The 18,379-nt window shown below is 71.3% G+C and carries 18 protein-coding genes; 9 read left to right on the top strand and 9 right to left on the bottom strand.

Annotated elements, in window-relative coordinates:
* Positions 1-16: 16 nt before the first annotated feature.
* The 5 genes from AC1DVZ_RS03700 to AC1DVZ_RS03680 all read right to left on the bottom strand — a co-directional run bounded on the left by AC1DVZ_RS03700 (position 17) and on the right by AC1DVZ_RS03680 (position 4,013).
* Entirely contained in the window at positions 17-430 is a 414-nt protein-coding gene (locus tag AC1DVZ_RS03700) for a VOC family protein (protein ID WP_477616833.1), read from the bottom strand.
* A 110-nt stretch (positions 431-540) separates the two neighbouring features.
* Entirely contained in the window at positions 541-1,557 is a 1,017-nt protein-coding gene (locus AC1DVZ_RS03695; RefSeq protein ID WP_477616832.1) for a GTP pyrophosphokinase, read from the bottom strand.
* 140 nt (positions 1,558-1,697) lie between these two features.
* Positions 1,698-2,258 carry a DinB family protein gene (locus AC1DVZ_RS03690; RefSeq protein WP_477616831.1) on the bottom strand — a complete coding sequence of 187 codons (561 nt, stop codon included), beginning with the start codon at positions 2,256-2,258 and terminating at the stop codon, positions 1,698-1,700.
* 23 nt (positions 2,259-2,281) lie between these two features.
* On the bottom strand, positions 2,282-2,476 hold the full coding sequence (locus AC1DVZ_RS03685; protein WP_477616830.1) for a hypothetical protein: 195 nt from the start codon (positions 2,474-2,476) through the stop codon (positions 2,282-2,284).
* 13 nt (positions 2,477-2,489) lie between these two features.
* Positions 2,490-4,013: a flavin-containing monooxygenase gene (locus AC1DVZ_RS03680; protein WP_477616829.1), complete on the bottom strand. Its 1,524-nt coding sequence runs from the start codon at positions 4,011-4,013 to the stop codon at positions 2,490-2,492.
* On the opposite strand from AC1DVZ_RS03680, the gene AC1DVZ_RS03675 reads away from it, so the two are divergent.
* Together AC1DVZ_RS03675 and AC1DVZ_RS03670 are read left to right on the top strand one after the other, a co-directional pair.
* The gene (locus tag AC1DVZ_RS03675) at positions 3,964-4,689 is read left to right on the top strand and encodes a serine hydrolase (protein ID WP_477616828.1); all 726 of its coding nucleotides are present in this window, start codon (positions 3,964-3,966) and stop codon (positions 4,687-4,689) included. The genes AC1DVZ_RS03680 and AC1DVZ_RS03675 overlap by 50 nt on opposite strands.
* A gap of 35 nt (positions 4,690-4,724) precedes the next feature.
* Positions 4,725-5,831, top strand: coding sequence for a DNA glycosylase AlkZ-like family protein (locus AC1DVZ_RS03670; RefSeq protein WP_477616827.1), 1,107 nt, complete (start codon positions 4,725-4,727; stop codon positions 5,829-5,831).
* A gap of 51 nt (positions 5,832-5,882) precedes the next feature.
* Here the strand turns inward: AC1DVZ_RS03670 and AC1DVZ_RS03665 are convergent, their stop codons facing one another.
* A complete protein-coding gene (locus tag AC1DVZ_RS03665) occupies positions 5,883-6,938 on the bottom strand; it encodes a fatty acid desaturase family protein (RefSeq protein WP_477616826.1) in 1,056 nt (351 codons plus the stop codon).
* A gap of 215 nt (positions 6,939-7,153) precedes the next feature.
* Here AC1DVZ_RS03665 and AC1DVZ_RS03660 point away from each other — a divergent pair, with 215 nt between their 5' ends.
* Positions 7,154-8,089: a DUF429 domain-containing protein gene (locus AC1DVZ_RS03660; protein WP_477616825.1), complete on the top strand. Its 936-nt coding sequence runs from the start codon at positions 7,154-7,156 to the stop codon at positions 8,087-8,089.
* A gap of 21 nt (positions 8,090-8,110) precedes the next feature.
* On the opposite strand, the gene AC1DVZ_RS03655 is transcribed toward AC1DVZ_RS03660, so the two are convergent.
* A complete protein-coding gene (locus AC1DVZ_RS03655) occupies positions 8,111-8,956 on the bottom strand; it encodes an aminoglycoside phosphotransferase family protein (RefSeq protein WP_477616824.1) in 846 nt (281 codons plus the stop codon).
* A 74-nt stretch (positions 8,957-9,030) separates the two neighbouring features.
* The gene (gene dnaB, locus AC1DVZ_RS03650; protein ID WP_477614185.1) at positions 9,031-10,398 is read right to left on the bottom strand and encodes a replicative DNA helicase; all 1,368 of its coding nucleotides are present in this window, start codon (positions 10,396-10,398) and stop codon (positions 9,031-9,033) included.
* A gap of 398 nt (positions 10,399-10,796) precedes the next feature.
* Here dnaB and AC1DVZ_RS03645 point away from each other — a divergent pair, with 398 nt between their 5' ends.
* The 3 genes from AC1DVZ_RS03645 (at position 10,797) to AC1DVZ_RS03635 (ending at position 12,779) form a co-directional block, all read left to right on the top strand.
* Entirely contained in the window at positions 10,797-11,069 is a 273-nt protein-coding gene (locus tag AC1DVZ_RS03645; RefSeq protein ID WP_477616823.1) for a DUF2277 domain-containing protein, read from the top strand.
* Between the two features lie 131 nt (positions 11,070-11,200).
* Positions 11,201-12,040, top strand: a complete 840-nt coding sequence (locus AC1DVZ_RS03640) for a hypothetical protein (RefSeq protein ID WP_477616822.1) — start codon at positions 11,201-11,203, stop codon at positions 12,038-12,040.
* A 49-nt stretch (positions 12,041-12,089) separates the two neighbouring features.
* Positions 12,090-12,779, top strand: a complete 690-nt coding sequence (locus AC1DVZ_RS03635; protein WP_477616821.1) for a DNA alkylation repair protein — start codon at positions 12,090-12,092, stop codon at positions 12,777-12,779.
* Between the two features lie 85 nt (positions 12,780-12,864).
* On the opposite strand, the gene AC1DVZ_RS03630 is transcribed toward AC1DVZ_RS03635, so the two are convergent.
* Complete coding sequence (locus AC1DVZ_RS03630) at positions 12,865-13,677, bottom strand: PIG-L family deacetylase (RefSeq protein WP_477616820.1); 813 nt, start codon at positions 13,675-13,677, stop codon at positions 12,865-12,867.
* A gap of 141 nt (positions 13,678-13,818) precedes the next feature.
* Here AC1DVZ_RS03630 and AC1DVZ_RS03625 point away from each other — a divergent pair, with 141 nt between their 5' ends.
* From AC1DVZ_RS03625 to AC1DVZ_RS03615, 3 genes are read left to right on the top strand one after another with little or no spacing between them, the layout of a single operon-like run.
* A complete protein-coding gene (locus AC1DVZ_RS03625) occupies positions 13,819-16,329 on the top strand; it encodes a glycoside hydrolase family 3 protein (RefSeq protein ID WP_477616819.1) in 2,511 nt (836 codons plus the stop codon).
* A gap of 5 nt (positions 16,330-16,334) precedes the next feature.
* A complete protein-coding gene (locus AC1DVZ_RS03620) occupies positions 16,335-16,988 on the top strand; it encodes a TetR/AcrR family transcriptional regulator (protein ID WP_477616818.1) in 654 nt (217 codons plus the stop codon).
* Positions 16,989-17,016: 28 nt separating this feature from the next.
* Positions 17,017-18,372 carry an MATE family efflux transporter gene (locus AC1DVZ_RS03615; RefSeq protein ID WP_477616817.1) on the top strand — a complete coding sequence of 452 codons (1,356 nt, stop codon included), beginning with the start codon at positions 17,017-17,019 and terminating at the stop codon, positions 18,370-18,372.
* Positions 18,373-18,379: the final 7 nt, after the last annotated feature.

Raw genomic sequence — 18,379 nt, 5'->3', positions numbered from 1 at the left:
GGGTCGAGCTGGGGCTCTAGGCCGGGGTGCCGGCGATGTTGACCATCCAGCCGATGCCGAACTGGTCGGTACACATGCCGAACTCGTCGCCCCACATCTGCTTCTCGAGGGGGACCTGCACCTGCCCACCGGAGGACAGCTTGTCCCAGTAGCCACGGAGCTCGTCGGCGTCGTCGCCGGAGAGGCTGACCGCGATGTTGGTGCCGGGGTTGTGGTCCATGCCTGGCGGGGTGTCGGCCGCCATGATCCGGAAGCCGGACGGGGTCTCGAGGTTGCCGTGCATGACGCCGTCGGCGCCCGGCTGGCTGGGGTCGCCGTACTCCCCGAACGTGTTCACCGTCAGCTCGCCGCCGAAGGTCTCCTGGTAGAACTCCAACGCCTGGCGGGCGTTGTCCTTGAACGAGATGTAGGGGTTGAGGATCGAGGCCATGACGCGCTCCTGCGTGAGAAGGGAGGGATGCTTCGCAGACTAGCGCCGGCGGGTGACACCGTCAGGTGGCGGCAGGAACCGACCGGTGTCGGGCACGAACGCCCGGCCGATCAGACGGCGCGGAGCTTCTCGAGCCTGGCCCGCAGGGCCGCCTCGCGATGCGCGTTGCCGTGCAGGGCGAGGTACCGGGTGCCGTAGACCGCGAGCAGCGCGTCGTCGAGGCGACGAACCGCGCCAGCCGGGTAGCGGTAACCCATCCGGGCGTTGATCCCCTCCAGGTCGATCGAGGACAGCAGGCCGGAGAGCTCGTCGAGCGAGGTGATGCCGAGCTCCAGGAGCAGCCCCGAGATCCAGGCGTAGTGGTCGGTGCGCGACCATCCGGCCTCCTGGAACTGGCCTGCGAGGAACGTCGCGAGGTCCGAGGCGCTGATCCTCGGGTCGTCCTCGTCGACCTTCAGCCGCTGGCCGCCCATCGTCGCCTGCAGGGTGTCGCGGATCTCGGAGAACTCCCGGTCAGCCAGCTCCAGCAGTCCCGCCGCGAGCGTGAACCGGCGGTCGAGGTCGGGCACGTGCTCCTCGGGAATGGTGCCCTTGTAGCGCACATCGTGCTCGAACTCGGCCCACGCGTGCTGGAGGATCGTGCGCACCTGCACCGAGGCGCTGCGCCCCTTCAACGGTTCGTATGCCGCGGGCACGCCCTTGACGGGGTCGACCGCCACGAGCAGGTGACGGCTGGAGTAGCCGAACCGGCCCTGCCGGGCCGTCTCGCGCCCCATGTCGCGGTCGTCCAGGACGCTGAACTGGTCGGACAACAGCCCCGCCACGGCGTCGACGTCGCCGTGCAGGTAGGTCACGACGCGGACCCCGACCTGGTCGGTGATCTCGGTGAGCGGGTCCGCGTAGACCTGGTCACCGTCGACGGTGCGGCCCGCCTTGGCGGCGAAGGACGCGACCGACTTGGCGCGACCGGTGACGCTGACGTAGTTGATGCCGGCGTCGTCGAGCAGCGAGGTGACGAGCGCGACGAACTGTTCCGCGTGCACCCGCAGGCCGGGCTGCAGCGCGGCATACTCCTGCACCGCGTCGTGCACGCTGATGGGTTGGGGACGCGCGGCCTCGTCGCTCACGCTGCACAGGGTATGGGGCCGGGACTGCGCCCCGCAGGCACGGGAGTCCGCGCGAGACGCCCTGCATTGCCCCAGACGTCTGGGGCAATGCATGGCGTGCGGCCAGCGCGACCGTGGCGGTGCCGCGCGAGAGGCTGGACCTACTGTCCGGTGCGGCCGTCGATCCGTTCGCGGATGAGGTCGGCGTGGCCGCAGTGCCGCGCGTACTCCTCGATCAGGTGCACCAGGAGCTCCCGCAGCGAGATCGGGCCGCGGGTCGGGTGGGTGCTCATCAGCTCGAGCGACTCGGCGCGGTCGACGAACGCCTCGGCGTAGGCGACCTCCTCGCGCCAGGACCGCCAGGCCTCGGCGACCACCTCGTCGTCCGCGACCGCTCCGTCGAAGTCGGCGTCGCGATCCTCGTCCTTGCCCCACAGCCGGGGCACGACCTCGCCGGCCATGGTGATCCGGAACCAGGCGTGCTCGACCGCGGCCAGGTGCCGGAGCAGCCCCAGCATCGACATGGTGGACGGATCGACCGACCGACGGGCCAGCTGCTCGGCGTCGAGACCGTCGCACTTCATCCCGAAGGTCAGCCGGAAGTGACGCAGGTAGTCCAGCAGGACGCTGCGCTCGTCGGTCGCCGCGGTGCTCGCCGCCTCACGGGGGTCATCCTCGGGGTCGACCCACATGTCCGGGTATTTCTGCGCCTTCGAAGTCATGGGCTCGATCATGTCCGGCCCGGTCAGGCCGCACCAACTCCATTTCGGGCGCGGGCGGCCCCGGCGCGGGCGGCGTCGGCCCGGGCGGCCTGAGCGCGGGCGGCGCCGCGCCGGATCTCGCGACGCAGGTCCCACAGGTAGTGGTCGAAGTCGACCTCCATCGTGTGCCGCACCGAGGCGTAGAACTGGCGCCGGTTGCGCTCGTGGTCCGCCCGCATCTGGCGACGGACCTCACTGTCCGGCGGTGGCGCATACCTGCCCGTGAGCCGTTCGGCGACCCACTCCCCCCTGGGCCTGGGCCAGGGGCATGACCGCGCCCACCGGCTGGGCGAGCCCGATGAAGTAGAGCCCGGGCAGATCGGGGTGGACGGTGCGCTTCCACAACGGCAGCTCGTTGTCCTTGGCCGCGACGAGCGCGGGGTCGAGGAACGGGAAGGTGACGTTGTAGCCCGTGGCCCAGACGATGAGGTCGGCCGGCACCCGGACCCCGTCGACGAAGACCACGTGGTCGCCGTCGAGGCGCTCGATCGCCGGCCTCGGGGTCACCCGGCCGGTGCAGAGGGCGTCGCGGATGCCTTCGGACTGGACGGGGTGGGACTGGCCCGGCTTGTGGCGGGGCTGCGGCAGACCAAGTTTCGCGACGTTGCCGGAGAGGATCGTCCCCAGTCGCAACTTCATGGCCGTGGCCCACCAGGGCAGCCACGCCGGCAGCACCGCCTGGTCTGTCGGGCGCCCGAGGGCGAACTTGCGCAGCACCCACTGACCGCGACGCTGCGAGAGGTTGGCTGAGCGGGCCACCCGTCCGGCCTCGACGCTGATATCAAGCGCCGAGTTGCCAGAACCCACCACGACCACGTCGCGCCCCGCCAGCTGCTCGGCGGAGCGGTAGTCGTGCGCATGGATCTGCTCGCCGTCAAAAGCCCCTGGGTATGCCGGGTGGGGCCATCGCGGGTCCCAGTGGTGGCCGTTCGCGACGAGCACCGCGTCGTAGTCACGGACCTGGTCGCCGTCGGGTCCGGTCGTGCGGACCTGCCACGTGTCACCGGCGCCCAGGGCCACGTCGGTCACCGTGGTGTCGAACGTGATCCGGTCGCGGAACCCGAAGTGGTCGACGTAGGCGTTGAAGTAGGTGGCGACCTGGTCGTGCCGGGCATACGGCGGGTAGTCGCGTGGCATCGGGAAGTCGGAGAACGCCATCCGCGGGCCGGAGGTGTTGATCTCGAGCGTCTCGTAGCACGCCGACAGGCCGTTGGGGTTGTCTAGCACCCAGTTGCCGCCGATGACACTGCCGCGCTCGAAGCAGTCGAACGGGACGCCAGCGGCATACAGCGCCTTGGCAGCGGCCAGGCCCGAGGACCCAGCGCCGATCACGCACGCTCGCGGCAGGGACGGGTCTGCGGGGATCGGTGCGGTGACTGCTGGGGCGAGGTCGCGCTGCCTGACGAGGTAGGGCATCAGGCGATCATGGCAGCAGCCCGGTTCGCGCTGGGAGGCGGCCGGGTTACCCTCGGTGACCATGCGGCATACGGTCTGGTTGGCAGTGGCCTGCCTCGCGCTCGGCGCGTGCGCGGGCACCGAGGACGCGCCCCGGGCGGCAACCGCGACGTCCACCAGCACGACGTCGGCCTCGACGAGCAGCACGACCACGAGCTCCACGACGACCACGGCGACGCCCCGGACCACCACCAAGACCAAGGCCCCGACCGTGAAGCCGAGGCCCGCCCCCTCGCCGTCCGCACTCAGGACCAGCCTCAAGGGGGATCCCAACGACGCGTTCGCGTTCGCCCCGATCAGCGACCCGGGCAACGTCATCGTCGAGGGGTCGGTCTCGAGCTACAAGGCCTGGTCGACGTCCAAGGTGCTGGTGGTCGCCGCCTTCCTCGACGCCGCGTGCGACGGCGACCCGGCCAGGGCGACCGCCCAGCAGAAGCGATGGGTGACCGCCGCCCTCACCGCCTCCGACGCGAACGCGGTGGTGGCGCTGCGTGACGCCATCCCCGGTAGCCCCGGAGCGGCCATCAACCGGGTCCTGCGGTCCATCGGCGACACCCGCACCGTGGCCCCTGACACGTCTCAGGGCGGGATGCAGTGGACCATCCGCGAGCAGGTGCGCTTCATGGCCGCGCTGAGCGCCGGACGAGTGGTGTCGAAGTCGTCCAGCTCCTACCTCCTCTCGTCGATGCGACCGATCACGGCGCACCGGTGGGGTCTGGGGAGCATCGGCGCCGGGCCGTTCAAGGGTGGCTGGCTGCGCAGCGACACCGTCACCCGCCAGATGGGGATCGTCGACGGGTATGCCGTGGCGATCATCACCGATGCGCAGGGCCCGGCCGTGCTGCAGAGCGACGGCGACTCGGCCCACGTCGCACAGATGAACTACCTCGCGAAGATCCTCGAGCGGCGACTGGCGCTGGAGTCCGGACGCAGTTGAGGCGGCCAGTCGGCGCCCGCGGTTAGGGTGCCGAGGTGACCGAGATCGTGCTGTCCCGCGCGGAGGCGCGACGCATCGCGGTGCGGGCGCAGCTGCTCGATGCCCCGCGGCCGACGGACCTGCTCGACGTCGTGCGGCGCCTGGGTGCGGTCCAGGTCGACCTGACGGCGGCGGTCGCGCCCAGCGCGGATCTCGTGTGCTGGAGCCGCCTGGGCGGCCGCTACGCGCTGGGCGACCTCGACGAGCTGTTCCAGGAGCGGGCGGTGGTCGAGCTGAGGGGCTTCCTGCGGCCTGCCGAGGACATGTCCCTCTTCCGCGCCGAGATGGCCCGGTGGCCCGGCCCCGAACCGCTTCGCGACTGGCAGATGGACGTCGCCGAGTGGGTGTCGGCCAACGACGACTGCCGCCTCGACATCCTCGAGCAGCTCGAGTCGGAGGCACCCCTGTCGGCCCGTCGCCTGCCCGACTCGTGCGTGGTCCCGTGGCGGTCGAGCGGATGGACCAACAACAAGAACACCCAGCGGATGCTCGACTTCATGGAGGCCCGTGGTGAGGTGGCCGTCGTGAGCCGCGAGGGGCGCGAACGGCAGTGGGACCTGGCGCGTCGGGTCTTCCCCGACAGCGCGGCCGTGCCGGTGGACGTTGCCCTTGGCGAGCGCGCCCGGCGGCGGCTGGCCGCACTCGGACTGGCTCGCGAGAAGGCGGTCGAGGCTCCGGGAGAGCCGAACGACGTGGGGCAGGTCGGCGAGGTGGCGTTCGTGGATGGCCTGCGCGGAGCCTGGCGTGTCGACCCCCTGCAGCTGGAGCGCCTCGGTGAGCCGTTCGTCGGGCGCACGGTCTTGCTGTCGCCCTTGGACCGGATGGTGTTCGACCGCAAGCGGATGGCCGAGCTCTTCGAGTTCGAGTACCAGCTCGAGATGTACAAGCCCGCTGACAAGCGCCGGTGGGGCTACTGGGCGCTGCCGATCCTGCACGGGGACCGGCTCGTCGGAAAGGTCGACGCGGCGGCCGACCTGGCGGCAGGAGTGTTGCGCGTCGATGCGGTTCACGAGGACGCGCCCTTTCCTGCCGCGCTGCGGGCCGCGGTCGACGCCGAGATCGCGTCGCTCGCGAACTGGCTCGGCCTGGCTGTCGCCCGCTGAGGTCCCTCGGCCCGTCAGAGCCTCGGGCCGTCAGAGCCTCGGACCGCAGGATCAGTCGCGCAGGCGCAACGGTGCTCCGACGGCGTGCAGGTGGCGGACCACGTCGGCGTAGGAGGAAGGCGCCGACGCCTCGACGTAGCTCACGCCGTTGCGGTCGCAGAACGAGCGCACGATCACCTGCGCCCTGGGAAGGTTCGCGCGCGGCATGCTCGGGAAGAGGTGGTGCTCGATCTGGTAGTTCAGCCCGCCGAGGGCCCAGTCGACCACCGGGCCACCGCGGATGTTGCGGGACGTGAGCACCTGGCGCAGGAACGGGTCCGCCTCGTCGGCCTTGGACAGCACGGGCATGCCCTTGTGGTTGGGGGCGAAGGACACCCCGAGGTAGAGGCCGCGCAGCCCTTGGTGGACCGCGACGAAGACCAGGCCCTGCGCCCACGTCATGGTGGCCACCACGAGCGAGACGTAGGCCACCGTGTGGAAGCCGATCAAGAGCAGTTCGGTCGACCGGTAGCGAAAGCCTGGGCGGACCAGGGTGCGGATGCCGGCGACATAGAGGTTCGCGGCCTCGAAGGTGAGCATGGGGAAGAAGAGCCACGCCTGGTACCTGGTGACCGTCGCGGCCAGCCCCCGGCGCCCGATCGCCTGGCTGACGTCGAAGATGAGAGCGCCCGCTCGTACGTCGGGGTCGGTGTCGAGGTCGTTGGGGTGCGCATGGTGGGCGTTGTGCTTGTCGACCCACCAGCCATAGCTGAGCCCACTGAGCAGGTTCGCGTGGAACAGCCCGAGCAGGGTGGCGGTCTTGGCCCGGCGCGAGACCTGACGGTGCGCGATGTCGTGACCGAGGAACCCGATCTGCACCGACACCACGGCGAGCACCGCCGCCCACGCGATCAGCCACCACGAGTCGCGCCAGACGACCATGGCCGCCATGACGACCAGCAGGCCGAGGAGGTTGAACGCGAAGTGGCCGGCGTAGGACCCGAGCCGCCGATCCATCAGTCCGGCGGCGCGCACCGCTGCATTCACGTCCGCGTACAACCGTCGAGGGGCTGGTTCCGTCGACGTGACTGGCGTCGTCGACGTGACTGGACTGGGAAGGGTGCTCATGACGGACTCCCGGTGGTGATGCGCCGTGGTGGTACGCCACCGGGTCCGGGGCAGCCTTGCTCGTCGAGTCTACGCGCGAAGCAGCGACGCAGACAGGTGACAAATCGGCGTGCGGGAGCAGCCGCAAAGGGTCACAGTCGGGTTGGCCTGCCCGCGGCCATGGCGATCGTGGCACGCTGGCGCACGGCAGACCACGACCGAACGGCGGTGAGCACATGGCAGACGATCCGAGCGCGCACGACCTGTCCGTGGAGCTCTCCCGGCAAGCCGCCAGCTTGGCAGCGCGGCTCGCCGCGACAGGCGGGCCCGGGGAGGCGGCAACGGCGGTGGCCGAGATCGCCGGCACGCTGCGACGCCTCGGCGACGCGCTCGGGGTGGACGTCAATGCCCTCGCCACGCGGCATACCGATCCGGTGGCCGCGCCACCCAGCGGCCCGACGCCTGCGCCGCCGGTGGAGGTGACCGTGCCCGTGCTCGGGGTCGACGCCTGCTCGGCCGGGTGGGTGGGGGCCATCCTCGAACCCGGCGCGCCCCGCCCGCGCATCGCCGTCGCGGCCACCATCGCCGCGCTCGTCGAGATGGTGCGCCAGACCCTCGACCTCCAGGCTGTGGCGATCGACATCCCCATCGGACTCCCCGACGACAGCACCCGACAGGCAGACGTCCTGGCGCGAAAAGCGTTGAAGGGCAAGGCTTCTTCGGTCTTCACCACGCTGACTCGGGCGGCCTACGAACAGGAGTCGCGGGTGGCCGCGGATGTGGCCAACCGCGCCACGTCCGGCCAGGGAGTGGGCGCCCAGGCCTTCGGGCTGCGCGACAAGATCCTCGAGGTCGACGCGTGGGTGCGAAGCCGTCCGACCGTGGCCGTCTTCGAGGTGCACCCCGAGCTGAGCTTCGCCGTCATGGCAGGCGCCCCGATGCTCACCTCCAAGAAGACCGACGAGGGCCGCAGCGCCCGCCTCGCGGCCCTCGCCGCCACCGGCATCGCGTCACCCTCAGTGCTCAAGGGCGACGGGTATGCCGCGGACGACGTCCTCGACGCGTGTGCGGCCGCGTGGACGGCGGCACGTCGCACGACCGGACTCGCACGGTCGCTGCCGGAGCCGCCGGAATCCTTCTCGGACGGCATACCCGCGGCTATCTGGGTCTGACACCCGCGGCACCCACGGAGGTCAGTCCCCGAGGATGGTGTCCAGTGTCTGCTTGGCGGTCTCGAAGTCTTCTACGTCCTCCGGGTCCTCGAAGCTGTGCCAACAGCTGGCGACGGTCTTCCAGAGTGCCCAGCCGCGCCCCCGCCGCCAGGTTGGTTCGTCCACCGCGAGGTGATCTCGGAATGCCTGGCGTCCGTCAGCGGTCAGGAGGGTCCAGGCGACCGCGAGGTCGCAGGCTGGATCACCAACTCCACAGGTTCCGAAGTCGATGACGGCTGCCAGTTGTCCAGCGTCGTCCAGGAGAAGGTTCCCGGCGGCGACGTCGCCGTGGAACCAACGGTCGACGCCGTCCCATGGCGCGCTGAGAGCTTCGGCCCACACCCGGCCCGCCAGGTCGACGTCGACGAGGCCCCGCAGGTCCTTCAGGGCGCGCTGGGTGTTGTCGTCGTAGGTGCGAAGCGTGCCGCCCCGGAACCAGTTGTGGATTCCGGGCTGTGGCCCGTCGGTTGCGTCGAGTGCCTGCAGGGCAGCGAGGAAGGCCGCCAAGTCGGTGGCGAAGGCGACCGGGCCGGCGATCAGGTCAGCAGTTGCGGTGTGGCCATCGAGCCACCGGTAGACCGACCACGGATGCGGGTAGTCCGCGCTCGGAGCACCCTTGGCGAGGGGAATCGGAATGGGAAGCGGCAGCGAAGGGCCAAGCGCGTGGAGCCATCTGTGTTCCTTCTCGACCGCTTCGGCGTACTCGGACGCGCTGGGGAAGCGCAGCACCATGTCAGCGCCGAGGCGGAAGGTGACGTTGTCCCAGCCACCCTTGACGACCGGTTCGATCGGCAGGTCAGCCCAGTCCGGGAACTGACAGGTGACCAAGCGGCGAGCCTGGGCGACCTCGACAACCACTCGGTCCGGCGCGGGACCCAGGTCCGGCACACCGCTCACCGGACTCAGAAGCCGTCGCGGGCCATGTTGGCGAAGCGTGAGTAGTGGCCCTGGAAGGCCAGCACGATGTCCTTGGTCGGACCGTTACGGTGCTTGGCCACGATCACGTCGGCCTCACCCTCGCGGCCGGGGTCGGCCTTGTCACGGTGCAGCAGGATCACCATGTCGGCGTCCTGCTCGATCGAGCCCGACTCACGCAGGTCGGACATCTGCGGGCGCTTGTCGGTGCGCTGCTCGGGACCACGGTTCAGCTGGCTGATCGCGATCACCGGGACCTCTAGCTCCTTGGCGAGCAGCTTGAGCGCCCGCGAGAACTCCGACACCTCCTGCTGGCGCGACTCGACCTTCTTGCCCGAGCTCATCAGCTGGAGGTAGTCGATGACGACGAGCTTGAGGTTGTGCTGCTGTTTGAGCCGGCGGCACTTGGCCCGGATCTCCATCAGCGACATGTTGGGCGAATCGTCAATGAACAGAGGGGAATCCGAGATCTGCCCCATGATGCGGGCGAGCTTCTTCCAGCCCGCGTCACCGATGGTGCCCTTGCGCAGGTCCTGCAGCTGGATCTGGGCCTCGGCCGAGAGCACACGCATCGTGATCTCGGACCGGCTCATCTCGAGCGAGAAGACGGCGGTCGCCATCTTGTGCTTGATCGCAGCCGACCGGGCGATGTCCAGGCCCATCGTCGACTTGCCGACGGCCGGTCGGGCAGCGAGGACGATCATCTGGCCCGGGTGCAGGCCGTGGGTCAGCTCGTCGAGCTCGATGAACCCGGTCGGCACGCCGAGCATCTCGCTGGCGTCGCGTCCCGCAGCGACCTCGATCTCGTTGAGCGTCTCCTCGAGGATGTCGCCGAGTGCGTGGTAGTCCTCGCCGCCGCGCTTGTCGGCCACCGCGTAGACCTCGGCCTGGGCGGCGTTGACGATGTCCTCGACGTCGCCGTTGCCCTGCTGGTAGCCGAGCTGCACGATGCGGGTGCCGGCCTCGACGAGGCGGCGCAGCACGGCCCGCTCGCTGACGATCTCGGCGTAGTAGCCGGCGTTCGCAGCCGTAGGGACGGCCTGGATGAGGGTGTGCAGGTAGGCCTGTCCACCGATCCGCTGCAGGTCGCCGCGCTTGGACAGCTCGTCCGACACGGTGATCGCGTCGGCCGGCTCACCGCGCCCGTAGAGGTCGAGGATCGCGTCGTAGATCAGCTCGTGAGCGGGCCGGTAGAAATCGGTGCCGCGCAGCCCCTCGACGCAGTCGGCGATCGCGTCCTTGGACAGCAGCATGCCGCCGAGGACGGACTGCTCGGCGTGCAGGTCCTGCGGGGGAACGCGTTCGTCGCTCGGCGGCGGTCCGTCACCGCCGGTGCCGAACGCACTCGTGCTCAACTCCGCAAGAGACACCCGTGCAACTCCCCTGTCCCATGATTCAACGGTCACCGGTGACCGGTTCCACCTGTGTAGTTCGAGTAGACCAGTGCCCACCGACAAACCTCGTCAGCGACACCGGAACCCCGTGACCCGGCACAACGTATGGCCGCCCGCGCCACACGTCGAACCAGCCCTGTGGACAGGGTGGGGACAACGTGTGCGCAACGCCCGACTTGCTTGTGCACAGTCGGGGGATAACCCTGTGGATTTCGCGACGCACCGTCCCACGGCAGGGCGTTGACCTGCAGGTTCGTGATCCACGGGGTGTGGACCCAGGAAACTTTCGGGCGTGTCCATCGTGTGGCTCATCCACATGACGCGCGACACACTCGGCCGCCCCGACGTAGCCTGACGGTATGTGCCGAAACATCCGCCAGCTGCACAACTTCGAGCCCGCCGCCACCTCCGACGAGGTCCGCGCCGCGGCGCTCCAGTACGTCCGCAAGGTCAGCGGCAGCACCAAGCCCAGTGCCGCCAACCAGGCCGCCTTCGACGAGGCCGTCGCCGAGGTCGCGCACGCGACCCAGCACCTGCTGGACCACCTCACCACGTCGGCGCCGCCGAAGGACCGCGAGACCGAGGCAGCCAAGGCCAGGGTCCGCGCCCAGGCGCGGTACGGCGCCGCCTGAACCACGCGGCATACCGACGGCGGGGTATGCCGCGTGCTCGCCACGGCGGCACGGGCGCCTTCCAGCGCTACCCGCCGACGAGGCTGTGGATATCTCCGGAGGGGCACCGCCGTCGCTGTCATCGTGGGGGCATGACGTCCCCGCCGCCTTCGTCGATCCGCCCGGAGGAGCCTGCGCCTGCCGTCGACGTGGTTCCCACGGCCGACGTCGAGGACTGGTCCAGCCGGTGGGCCGACGAGGTCGACGCCATGGCGGGCGAGGTCGCCGCGCTGAGCCGCGAGCGTGGGCCGCGGATCACCCACCTGGTGCTCGTCGACGGACTGCCCGCCGACCACTGGGTGGAGGACGGCAGCGACGGACGGTGGGCGTCCACGGCGCGGCGCCGCCGCCCGGCGCTGACCACGGCGACCGACCACCGCGATCGCGAGCTGCGGTGGCTGGACTGTCTCGTCGGGGGGCGCAGGTCGCTGCTCGACCTCGACGACCGGCCACTGGTCTCGCGACCTCTCGACCTGCCTGACCTGCCCACCGACCTCCAGGTCAGGGCGCGCGCGATCAGTGCCGAGTGCGACCGGGTGGCGGTCGAGGTGTTCGGGCTCGAGGAGCTGGCGGCCGCCCTGCGCCAGCTGTTCGCCGCGGCGCTGGCCGCCGACCCCGGCATGCTGCTGCGCAGCACCCGTGACGACACCGCGATGGGGGCCCTGGTGTGGGCAGCGGCCCAGGCCAACGCGCTGGTCGGCCCCAGCGGTCAGCTGCTGGCGCGCGACCTGTGGCCACGGCTGGGCGTTCCGCCGTCTGCTGCCGGGCGTGGGGCGGCCCTGCTGGATCGGCTGGCGCCGGGCGCCGACCAGGTCATGGCACCGCCGGGCGCCCCGCGCCTACGTGCGACCGGCCAGCCCGGCGCGTTGCTCGCGTCCACCCGGGCTCTGCTCGTGGCGCGGCGCGACGACGTGCTCTCCACCGGAGCGTGATCGTGGGTGGTCCCGCGCCGCTGTCCGCGCCGGACGGCATGCTGGCTCCGTGACACACCCCGTCGTCGATGCCGTCCGGACCGCCCTCGCCGGTGCGGGAGACCCCCAGCGCGCGATCAGCCAGCAGGCCTACATGAAGTCGTCGATGCCCTACCGCGGCCTCACCTCCCCCGAGCTCAAGGCGCTGCTGCGACCGATCCTGGCCGACCCGGCATACGGAATCGAGGAGCGCCATGACTGGGAGCTCGCCGTGCGAGACCTCTGGGACGGCGCCACCCACCGTGAGGAGCGGTATGCCGCGACAGCGCTCACGGGGCACCGCGCCTACCGAGAGTGGCAGGACCCGGACGCGGTGCCGCTGTACCGGCACCTGGTCGTCACCGGCGCCTGGTGGGACCACGTCGACGAGGTCGCGAGCAACCGGATCGGCCCGATCCTGCTGTCACACAAGGCGATCATGACCCCGATCGTGCGGGCGTGGGCGACGGACGACGACCTGTGGCTGCGCCGGACCGCCATCATCAGCCAGCTGACGTTCAAGGAGCAGACCGACCTCGCGCTGCTGCGTGACGTCATCGAGCCCAACCTCGCGGACACCAGCTTCTGGATCCGCAAGGCGATCGGGTGGGCGCTGCGCCAGCACGCCCGGACCGACGCGGACTGGGTGCGCGCGGCCGTGGCGGGTTACGGCGACAGGCTCAGCGGCCTGAGCCGTCGTGAGGCCGTCAAGCACCTCTGACCAGCCGGCGCGGATGCACGGCGCTCGGCGGTCCCGCCGGCGCCGCTACCTCGTGAGGGCAGTGCCCGAGGCTGCGGGAGCGGCGTCAGTCACCGAACGGCCAGCCCACCTTCATCCGGGGGTGCTGGGCCCTGTCGACTCCGGGTTCGAGGTAGTGCTCGCGACCGAAGAACACCGCGAAGAAGTCCGGGGGCATCGACAGCATGCCCTCGATGTCGGTCGCCTGGCTGCGGTGCGCCTCCAGCGAGGCCCGCCGCTGGTCCAGGTAGTCGCCCACGTCGACCTGCCAGGTGATCTCGGCCTCGGGGGTGCCGAGCGGGTTGCCGTCGTCCATCGGGCTGTCGGGGTCGAACGCCCTGTCTCCGGCGCCGGCGGCGACCGCGGCCTCGTAGACACCGCGCACGAGGTCGCGGTTCATCGTGGACTCGAGCAGTCGCGGGCGGCGGGCAGCCAGCTCGGCTGCGCGGTGGATCACGGCGTGGACCTTGACGTGGTCGGGGTGCCCGTAACCGCCGTGCCAGTCGTAGCCCACCAGGACGTCGGCCTCCTCCTCGTCGAGGATCGCGACGAGCTTGGCCGCCGCCTCATCGACATCGGCTCCGGTGAAGGCGCCCTCCTCGGAGTTCTGGGCCCAGCCCGTCATCCCCGAGTCGCGATAACCCAGCCAGGCGATCCGCTGGACGCCCAGGGCGTCCGCGCTGGCCTGGGCCTCGCGGCGACGCCAGTGGACCAGGGTCTCGCCCTCGGGCAGTCCGCCGGACGGGAGCTCGCCGTGGTCGCCGTTGGTGGCGAAGACGGTGACGACGCGGTGGCCCTCGGCGACGGCGCGAGCCATCGCGCCGGCGGTCTGGGACGCCTCGTCGTCGGGGTGGGCGTGGAGGAAGACGATCGTGGACACGACGCCATCATGCCCGCCCCCTCCGACCGGGGACACGACGCGCCGTCCCAACCCCGCGGCATACCCGTCCGTCGTCTCAGTCCGCGAAATAGTTATGCCTAACTATTTACTGCGCCTCGGCGCTCCGCTGCACTGGGAGCCGTGACCTCCACCGACTTCAGTGCCCTCGTTGCCAGCCTCGACCTCCCCACCAAGGTGCGCCTGCTCACCGGCGCCACCTCCTTCACCCTGCACGGCGAGGACTCGATCGGGCTCGCGCCGATGGCGTTCTCCGACGGCCCCACCGGGGTCCGCGGCCTCAAGTTCACCGGCGGCGACCACGTGGCGCTCTTCCCGAACGCCACCCTGCTGGCGAGCGCCTGGAACGAGGACACCGCCCACGAGGTCGGCGAGATGCTGGCCGAGGAGGCCGAGCGGCAGCAGATCCACGTCGTGCTCGGGCCGACGATCAACCTGCACCGTTCCCCCCTCGGCGGGCGCCTCTTCGAGGCCTACTCCGAGGACCCGCTGCTCACCGGCCGTCTCGCCGCGGCCTACGTCAAGGGCTTGCAGGGCAAGGGAATCGGCGCCTGCCTCAAGCACCTCGTGGCCAACGAGTCCGAGACCCTCCGCAACTACATGAACTCGGTCGTGAGCGAGGAGGCGCTGCGCGAGGTCTACCTCCTGCCGTTCGAGATCGCCGTCGAGGAGTCGCAGCCGTGGTCGATCATGGCGGCCTACAACGACGTCAACGGAGCCGCCGCCACCGAGCAGGACCACGTCAACAACGAGGTCGTCAAGGGTGAGTGGGGCTGGGACGGCCTGCTCATGAGCGACTGGTTCGCGACCAAGACCTCCGCGCCGGCGGCGCTCGGCGGCCTCGACCTGGTCATGCCCGGTCCTGACGGACCATGGGGCGAGGCGCTGGTGGCCGACGTCGAGTCAGGTGCCGTGCCCGAGTCCGTGATCGACGAGCACGTATGCCGGTTGCTCCGGCTCGCGGAGCGGGTCGGCGCCCTGGGTGGTTCCGATGGTGCCGGTGGTGTCGGCGGTTCCGACGGGCACCGGGCGTGGCCGACCGACTCGCTGGCGCCGGACGCACCCTCGCGCCGCGAGCAGCTGCGCCGACTGGCCACCGACGGGATGGTCGTCCTGCGCAACGAGGGCGGCGTCCTGCCGCTGGCCGACTCGGGCACGGGATCGGGCGCCGGATCCGGCACGGTCGCGCTGATCGGGCGGCACGCCGTGGAAACCGTCTGCATGGGCGGCGGCTCGGCCCAGGTGAACCCGCCCTACCAGGTCTCCATCGCCGAAGGCCTGCGTGCCGCGATCGGCGACCGCCTGACGGTGGTCGATGGCGTGGAGGTGCGCGAGCGGCCGCTCCCCGCATCGCCCGCAGCGATCAGCGACCCCGTGACCGGCGCACCCGGCATGCACGTCGAGCACGTCGACGCCGACGGCGTGGTCATGCTCTCCGAACACCTGGACTCCGCCGAGGTGACGACGGGCTGGGACGAGACCCTGCCGCGCCCGACCGACCAGCTGCGGATCTCGGCACGGCTGGTCGAGGGTGGTCGCGTGCGCCTCGGCGCACTGGGCACCGGCCGGTGGCAGGTCAGCCTCGACGGCACCGAACTCGGCGGGGCAGACCTCGCCGCCACTGGCGCCGATCCGGGCGAGGGCATGTTCAAGCCGCCGCGGTGGACGACGGACGTCGACGCGGCGCCCGGCTCGCTGGTCGAGGCCGTGCTGACCATCCTGCGATCCGAACCCCAGCCGGGCCCCGACGGAAAGCTGAGCACGCTCTCGCACGTGCTCGCCTCCGGTATGGGCGTGAAGTCACTCGTCGCCGGTCCGGTGCCTCCGCGGGCCCACGACGTGATCGACGCGGCGGTCGAGGCCGCGCGCAGCGCCGAGGTCGCCGTGGTCGTCGTCGGACTCACCCCCGAGCAGGAGACCGAGGGCACCGACAAGTCCACCCTCGCCCTGCCGGGTGACCAGGACCGACTGGTGTCCGCCGTCGCCGCCGTCGCTCCCCGCACGGTCGTCGTCGTCAACGCCGCCACCCCTGTGCTGATGCCCTGGGCCGGCGAGGTCGACGCGGTCATCGTCGTGGGGCTGCCGGGGCAGGAGGGTGGTCACGCCGTGGCCGATGCCCTGCTCGGACTGCGCGAGCCGGCCGGTCGCCTCGTGACGTCGTGGCCCGCGGCGGACGGTGCGGCCCCGGCGTGGGACGTCGAGCCCACCGACCTGCAGCTCGATTACACCGACGGGCTGTTCGTCGGCTACCGCGGCTTCCACGCCGGTCATGCGGATACCCCGGCCCACTGGCTGGGCGCTGGCGAGGGCTACGGGTCGTGGGACTACGAGTCGGCCGAGCTCACCGAGACCGGTGTGCGGGTCAGGGTGCGCAACACGAGCGACCGCGACTCCCGCGAGGTCGTCCAGGCCTACTTCCAGCCCAGTGAGCCCGACCAGCCGGTGCGGCTCGTCGGCTGGGGCTCGGCCACGGTGCAGGCGGGTGGGAGTGCCGAGGTCGAGGTCTCGACGGACTCGCGGCTGTGGCGCCGGTGGGACACCGCGGCCGGGGAGTGGGGCACGCCCCTCACCGGTGGCGAGCTGCTGGTTGCCCGCGGTCTGGGCGACATCCGCACCCGACTCCCGCTGGCCTGACCGGCGTGGAGACCACCTCGGTGCCGCGCACCGCCCGGCGCGGGCGGGGCCGGCCCAAGGGTGCGGCCGGGACCGGCGAGACCCGCGAACGGATCGTCGCGGCGGCGGCCGAGCTGTTCGCCGAACGTGGCTTCCACGCGACCCCGATGACCGCCATCGCCGTGGCGTCGGGTCTGAGCCAGACCGGCCTGCTGCACCACTTCGCCACCAAGGAGGACCTGCTCGCGGCGGTGCTCGAGCAGCGCGACCTGCGCGACCTGGCGAGCCTGTCGGCCCGGCGCAAGGTACCCGCCCGCGGCTGGGAGGTCCTCGACGACATGGTGGAGCTGGTGCGGCTCAACGCCGGCCGCGAGGCCATGGTCCGGCTGTTCACCAGCCTGGCCGGAGAAGCGGTCGACCCGGACCACCCCGGGCACGACTGGCTCCGGCGCCACCACGCGAGTGCCGTCGACTCGCTCACCCGCGCCCTGGCCGACGCCGTCGCCGACGGGACTGCCCAGCCCGGCCTGCCCGCGCCGGCCATCGCACGGCAGTTCGTCGCCCTGATGGACGGGCTGCAGCTGCAGTGGCTGATGGCGCCCGACCAGGTGGACATGGCTGGCGACATCGCGTCCTTCGTCGCCGCGGTCAAGGACCGCTGGGCGACCACCCCCCAGTAGGCCACCAGCCAACCGTTAGCGTGGCGCGGTGAGCAGAGGGCACGGTGGCGCGCGGTCCGCGCAGAGCCGCGACATCCTGCGCCTCGCAGTTCCCGCGTTCCTCGCCCTCGTCGCCGAGCCACTGTTCCTGCTGGCCGACTCGGCGATCATCGGCCACCTCGGCACCGCGCAGCTCGCCGGCCTCGGGGTCGCGAGCGCCACCCTGATCACCGCGGCGAACATCTTCGTCTTCCTCGCCTACGGCACCACCTCCATCGTCTCGCGGCAGATCGGCGCCGGCAGCGAGCGCGGCGCCCTCGAAGCAGGAATCGACGGCACCTGGCTCGCGGTCGTCCTCGGTGCGGCCACCGCAGCCGCCGTCGCCTTCGCCGCCGAACCGCTGTGCCGCGTCTTCGGTGCCTCGGACGACGCCATCGGGTATGCCGTGACGTACCTTCGCATCTCGGCCCTCGGCATCCCGGCGATGCTCGTGGCGTTGGCCGCCACCGGGGTGCTCCGCGGGTTGCAGGACACCCGGACACCGCTGGTCGCCTCCGTCGCAGGGTTCTCCTCCAATGTGGTGCTCAACCTCCTCTTCGTCTACGGATTCGGTTGGGGCATAGCGGGATCGGCGTGGGGCACCGTCATCGCGCAGACAGGTATGGCGATCGGGCTCGTGACCGTCCTGGTGCGCCACGCGCGCGGGGCAGGCGCCAGTCTGCACGCACATCCCGGACGCGTGCTCCGCGCGGCCCTGACCGGCATACCCCTGCTCGTGCGCACCCTCGCGCTGCGCGCGATCCTGCTCGTCACCACCTGGGTCGCCGCTGGCCTGGGTGACGTCCCGCTGGCCTCGCACCAGGTGGCGGCGACGGTGTGGAGCTTCCTCGCGTTCGCGCTCGACGCGCTCGCCATCGCTGCACAGGCGCTCACGGGCAAGGCGCTCGGCGCCGGCGACCTCGTCGGCGCGCGGGCCGCGACGACCACGATGGTCCGGTGGGGCATCTGGGGAGGAGCGGTCCTCGGGGTGGTCGTCCTCGCGGTGCACTCGTTGCTGCCCGCGCTGTTCACCACCGACCCCGCGGTGCGAGCAGCCCTGTCCGCCGCCCTCGTGGTCGTCGCGCTCGGGCAACCCCTGGCCGGCTACGTCTTTGTCGTCGACGGCGTCCTCATCGGCGCGGGCGACGGGCGCTGGCTGGCCGGGGCCATGGCAGCGACGCTGGCGCTCTACCTGCCGCTGGCTCTCTGGGTGCACGCCACCGGCGACGGGCTCCTCGCCCACGGGGCGCCACGAGCGGTCGTCGTGCTGTGGGTCGTGTTCACCGCCTTCATGGCGATCCGAGCGTGCTTCTTCTGGTGGCGCATCCGCGGCGACGCGTGGGCCGTGACCGGCGCCGCCCGCTGACCCTCGA

This window comes from Pedococcus sp. P2_E5 (assembly GCF_056403895.1).
This window is presented reverse-complemented; position numbering and strand designations above follow the sequence as displayed.

Excerpts from the sequence above, each read along its gene's own strand:
- AC1DVZ_RS03700 (WP_477616833.1), bottom strand. The coding sequence starts at position 430 with ATGGCCTCGATCCTCAACCCCTACATCTCGTTCAAGGACAACGCCCGC.
- AC1DVZ_RS03690 (WP_477616831.1), bottom strand. The coding sequence starts at position 2,258 with ATGACTTCGAAGGCGCAGAAATACCCGGACATGTGGGTCGACCCCGAG.
- AC1DVZ_RS03685 (WP_477616830.1), bottom strand. The coding sequence starts at position 2,476 with ATGCGGGCGGACCACGAGCGCAACCGGCGCCAGTTCTACGCCTCGGTG.
- AC1DVZ_RS03665 (WP_477616826.1), bottom strand. The coding sequence starts at position 6,938 with ATGAGCACCCTTCCCAGTCCAGTCACGTCGACGACGCCAGTCACGTCG.
- AC1DVZ_RS03660 (WP_477616825.1), top strand. The coding sequence starts at position 7,154 with ATGGCAGACGATCCGAGCGCGCACGACCTGTCCGTGGAGCTCTCCCGG.
- AC1DVZ_RS03645 (WP_477616823.1), top strand. The coding sequence starts at position 10,797 with ATGTGCCGAAACATCCGCCAGCTGCACAACTTCGAGCCCGCCGCCACC.
- AC1DVZ_RS03640 (WP_477616822.1), top strand. The coding sequence starts at position 11,201 with ATGACGTCCCCGCCGCCTTCGTCGATCCGCCCGGAGGAGCCTGCGCCT.